We start from the raw sequence: 1,222 nt of genomic DNA, 5'->3' as shown, positions 1-1,222 counted from the left end.
ACGTGTGACTGCGTCATTGCCCAAGACGATGGAAGCCGCGGTGCAGCCATAGGCCACCACGTCCACCTCTTCCTCCGGCAGGATTTGCGCCGCGGCTTCGGTCAGCCGCGGGCCGGTCTGCAGCAGAGTTTCCCTTGTGGTCGGATTCTCAAACGCGATACGGTTTGTGTAGACGCCGACCCGGTCCGGGTTGCAGATCCGGGCAAAGTCGCGCTCAGACGTGTGGTCGGTCGCCAGCGCCACCAGCGCGATCCGCTTTTTGACCGGACGGTCGTCCAGCCGGGCCGGAACCCGCGACGGCGTGGAATGGATATCAAGAGCCATTTTCAGTTTTCCTAAACAACAAGAACCGGGGTTTCGGCCAGGCTCGTCACCTTGTGAGAGACACTGCCCAGCAGCACCCCTTCCAGCGAGCCAAGGCCGCGGCTGCCGATCACGATCAGGTCATGCCCGTGCTCCCTGGCAAACCCCGTGATGGTGCGCGCCACCGGGCCGGCTTTGACAAAGGCGCGGGGGCTTTGAACGCCGCCCGCCGCCGCCAGCGCCTTGCCGCGCTCGGCCACCTGCTTGGCGTGGCTGCGCATGATCTCGTCCAAGTCCTCCGGCTGATCCGGACGCACCATATGCATTGATGCCTCCAGCAGCGAATGGTGGCGGTAGACCGTCAGCAAGGTCACCCCAGCCCCGCACAGCTGCGCCAGCTCCGCCGCCTTGGCCAGCGCGGCCTCGGCGCCTTGGGAGCCGTCGAAGGGCACCAGAATGGATGTGAACATCTCAGCGCCTCGTTATTTTGCAAAGGCCAGGTCGCGCAGAAACAACGCAATCTGCGGGAAGAAGATCAGCGCCACCGACACCCCCAGCAGCATCAGGATGAAGGGCGGCGTGCCGCGCACCACCTCGGCATAGGGGCGTTTGAACACGGCAATGGCAGTGAAGATATCGCAGCCGAACGGCGGTGTGGCCGATCCGATAGCCACCTGCAGGGTGATGATTGTGCCAACCAGAACCGGGTCCAGCCCCACCGACTTCACCACCGGCGCAAAAACCGGCACCAGCACCAGGATCACCACGATGGGATCGACAAACATACAACCGATGAAAAACGCGATGGAGATCACGAACAGCACCCCTATGGCGCCCATCTCGGCAATCCCGATGGCGCCAAGGATCTGCTGCGGCACCTGAGCGAATGAGATAACCCAGGAAAACGCAGCCCCTGCCC

The 1,222-nt window shown here is 63.3% G+C and carries 2 protein-coding genes and 1 pseudogene; all 3 read right to left on the bottom strand.

Going from position 1 to position 1,222, the window contains the following annotated elements; genetic code table 11:
* Nucleotides 1-324 (bottom strand): annotated as a pseudogene (locus A2I95_RS39760) (ectoine utilization protein EutA); the annotation flags it as partial.
* Nucleotides 325-335: 11 nt separating this feature from the next.
* A complete protein-coding gene (locus A2I95_RS39755) occupies nucleotides 336-773 on the bottom strand; it encodes a universal stress protein (protein ID WP_291737853.1) in 438 nt (145 codons plus the stop codon).
* A 12-nt stretch (nucleotides 774-785) separates the two neighbouring features.
* On the bottom strand, nucleotides 786-1,222 hold a 437-nt coding region (locus tag A2I95_RS39750; protein ID WP_291737852.1), incomplete at its 5' end, for a TRAP transporter large permease subunit.

The organism is Leisingera sp. F5 (assembly GCF_001593695.1).
This window is presented reverse-complemented; position numbering and strand designations above follow the sequence as displayed.

Coding starts and splice junctions, on each gene's coding strand:
- A2I95_RS39755 (WP_291737853.1), bottom strand. CDS start 773: ATGTTCACATCCATTCTGGTGCCCTTCGACGGCTCCCAAGGCGCCGAG.